At 68.9% G+C, this 3,702-nt stretch carries 2 protein-coding genes; both read left to right on the forward strand.

What is annotated here, in order from left to right; genetic code table 11:
• The coding region (locus ABZT18_RS32050) for a condensation domain-containing protein (RefSeq protein WP_355253275.1) at positions 1 to 2,058 on the forward strand (2,058 nt) is incomplete at its 5' end.
• Positions 2,051 to 3,702 (forward strand): amino acid adenylation domain-containing protein (locus tag ABZT18_RS32055; RefSeq protein WP_355253278.1); only part of this gene is annotated, 1,652 nt, incomplete at its 3' end. The genes ABZT18_RS32050 and ABZT18_RS32055, both read left to right, overlap by 8 nt.

The raw sequence follows: 3,702 nt of genomic DNA on the forward strand, positions 1-3,702 counted from the left end.
GGTGGTAGTCATGTGCGCATCGATCTGGAGGGTCACGGGCGGGAGGATCTGCACCCCGATCTTGACCTGACCCGGACTGTTGGCTGGTTCACCACGATCAGCCCCCTGCGGTTGCCCGCACCCACCGGCCGGCCCGCCGACCACCTCAGGACCGTCAAGGAATACCTGCGGCGGCGTCCCCGCAACGGCATCGGCTACGGACTGCTCGCCCCGGAGGCCGACGCCGCCCCGATCAGCTTCAACCATCTGGGCACGTTCGACGGGGAGGACAGCTTCGCCGCGGCGTACGAGGCGGTCGGTGCGGACATCGGCGCGGACAACCACCGGGCGTACCAGATCGACGTGGTCAGCCGGGTCCAGGACGGCGAGCTGCGGACGGAGTGGACCTACGGCGCCGCGTTCCGCCCGGAGACGATCGAGCGGGTCGCGCGGGACATGACGGAGGCTCTGCGGCGGCTGGTCGAGGACGCTCGTCGCGACGACGTCGACAATTACAGCCCGTCGGATCTGCCGGCCAGTGCTCTGTCCCAGGCCGAGATCGATGCGCTTCGCGAGCACCCGTCCTGGCATGGCAGTGGCCTGGTTCGCCCGTTGGAGGACTGCTATCCGCAGACTCCGCTGCAGCAGGGTCTCTGGTTCCAGAGCCAGTACGCCCAGGGACAAGGCCTCTACCACGTCCAGCTCATGCACGAGATCGATCAGGAACTCGACAGTGCGTTGTTCCGGCGGAGCTGGGCTGAGGTCATGCGGCGCCACTCGATCCTGCGTACCAGTTTCTGGTCCCTGCCCGGTCACGAGCCGCTGCAACTGGTCTGGCGTGACATTCCGGTCCCGTTGACCGAGCAGGACTGGCGTGACGAACCGGTCGAGGCCCGGCTGGCCGACCACCTGCGGCAGGACCGCGACCGTGGCTTCGAGCCCCACGAGAACCCGCAGTGGCGCATCCTGCTCGCCCGCACCGGCGAGGACAGCTACCGGTTCGTGTTGAGCATGCACCACGCCATCCTGGACGGCTGGAGTTATGCCCTGCTGCTCGCCGAGGTCCGGCGGGTCTATGACGCGCTCGTCCACGATCGCCAGCCCGACCTGCACCCGGTCCGCCCCTACCGCGACTACGTCACCTGGTTCGCCGCCCAGGACATGGGGCAGGCGGAGCGGTACTGGCGCGAGGTGCTGGACGGTGTCAGGGAAGCCGGCCCGCTGGGCATCGAACGTCGTGCGGCGGCTGCCCCCGCGGCGTCGGCACCGAGCCACGCCGAGGTCAGCCACGTCTTCGGCAAACTGGCCAGCGAACGGTTGCAGGAACTGGCCCAGCAGCACCGGATCACCCTCAACACCATCTTCCAGGGTTGTTGGGCGCTGCTGCTCAGCCGATACGAGGACACCGACGACGTGATCTTCGGTGTGGTGGTGTCCGGCCGCCCCACCGACCTCGCCGGCGCGGAACACATGACCGGTCTGTTCATCAACACGCTGCCGCTCCGGATACGCCTGCCCGGAGCAATGCCGTGGAGCGAGTGGATACGTGGTCTGCAGGAGCAGAACCTGCAGATGCGGCAGTACGAGTTCAGTCCCCTGGAACGGGTGCAGCGCTGGAGCGGCCTCACGTCCACGGCCCCGTTGTTCACCACCCTGTGCGTCTTCGAGAACTACCCGGTGGAACAGGCGCCTACGGCGGCGGCACTCCGGCTGGGCCGGCCTCGTTCCGAGGAGCGCATCCACTACCCACTCGGCGTCGTGGCCACGCTGGAGGACGGGCAGGTGCACATCACCGCGCAGTACGACCCGCGGCGTTTCGACAGCGAGACGGTCGAGCGTCTGCTCACCCACCTGGAGCACCTGTGCACCCAGGTGACCGCGTTGCCCGACGCCCCGCTGGCCCGGTTCTCCCTGCTGACCGAGCAGGAGCAGCACCTGGTTCTGCACGGGGACCCGGCGACCGATGAGGAACTGCTCGCCCAACTCGTCGCGGAGATCCAGGAGCTGTCCGACGGGGAGCTCCTGGCCGAGATCGAGAGCTCCATGCCGGCCGCAGAGAAGAGTGAAATCGATGACTGATCACCTGTCGCAGCTCACCGGGAAGCAGCGGGAACTCCTTCGCCTGCGCTTGCAGCAGCGCCAGCAGGAGGTGGAGCGCCCCGCCTGTTTCCACGAACTGTTCACCGAGCAGGTGCGCGGCGGTCCGGACCGGATCGCGCTGGCCGCCGGGGACGAGCAGGTGAGCTACGCCGCGCTCGACCGCTGCTCGAACCGGCTCGCACACCTGCTGCGGGCCAACGGCGTCGGCCCCGAGACACTGGTCGGCCTGTGCGTTCCGCGATCGGTACAGATGGTCGTCGGTCTCCTCGCGATCCTCAAGGCGGGTGGCGCCTACGTCCCGCTCGACTCGACCTACCCGCGAGAGCGCCTGGCCTACATGGCCTCGGACGCCGGCCTGCGGGTGTTGCTGACCGAGCAGTCCGTGATGAGCCTGCTGCCCGACTGCGATGCCACCGTGCTCGACCTGGAAACCCTGTGGCCGAAGCTCGCGGAGTTCCCCGACGACCCGCCGGTGACCGGCGTGACCGCCGACAACCTGGCCTATGTCATCTACACCTCCGGGTCGACCGGGCAGCCCAAGGGCGTGCAGGTCCCGCACCGGGGCATTCGCCACCTCGTCGAGTGGCAGCGGGAGAACTACGGCCGGGACAACCCGCAGCGGGTCCTGCAGAGCACCTCGCTCAGCTTCGACATCTCCGTCTGGGAGATCTCCACCGCGCTGTTGTCCGGCGGCACCCTCGTCCTGCCGCCGGCCGGCCTGCGCATGATCGGCACCGATCTCGCCGAGTTCCTGGTGGAGCAGGCCGTCCAGAACATCGGCATCACACCCTCGGCGCTGGCCACCCTGCCCCCGGCGAACCTGCCCGCACTGCGCAACATCGGCGTCGGCGGCGAGGCCTGCCCCTTGGACCTGGTCCGGGTCTGGGCGAAGGACCGGGGCTTCTTCAACGGGTACGGCCCGACCGAGACCACCGTCGCCGTCTCCCTCGCCCGGTTCACGGCGGATCAGAAGCACGTCCACATCGGCCGGCCGATCTCCGGCGCCCAGTTGTACGTCCTCGACTCCCGGCTGCGACCGGTGCCGGTCGGTGTCCCCGGCGAGCTCTGCGTCGGCGGGCAGGGGGTGACCCGCGGCTATCTGGGCCGGCCCGACCTGACCGCCGAGGTGTTCATCCCCGATCCGTTCGGCAAGCCCGGCGGACGCCTCTACCGCACTGGTGACCGGGTCCGGCACCTGAGCGACGGCACGATCGAGTTCCTGGGCCGGATGGACGCCCAGGTGAAGATCCGCGGGTTCCGGGTCGAGTTGGGGGAGATCGAGAACGCCCTCACCCTGCACCCCCGGGTGGGCGCTGCCGCTGTGCTGCTGCACGAGAACGAGGGCACCAAACGCCTGGTCGCGTACGTCGCCGTCCGCGAGCCGGTGGAGCCGGAGGACCTGCAGCGGTTCCTCGCCGAAGCGCTGCCCGACTACATGGTTCCGGGTGTCTTCGTGGTGTTGGACGGTTTGCCGCTGAATGTGAACGGCAAGGTGGATCGGCGGGCATTGGCGGCGTTGCCGCTTGACGGGTATGCGGTCGGTGCGAAGGCGGAGTTTGTCGCGGGTCGTACGGATACGGAGCGGTTGTTGGCCGGGGTCTGGGAGGCGGTGCTCGGCACGAG

Origin of the sequence: Micromonospora sp. NPDC005291 (genome assembly GCF_040607415.1) — a bacterium.
Lineage (GTDB): Bacteria > Actinomycetota > Actinomycetes > Mycobacteriales > Micromonosporaceae > Micromonospora.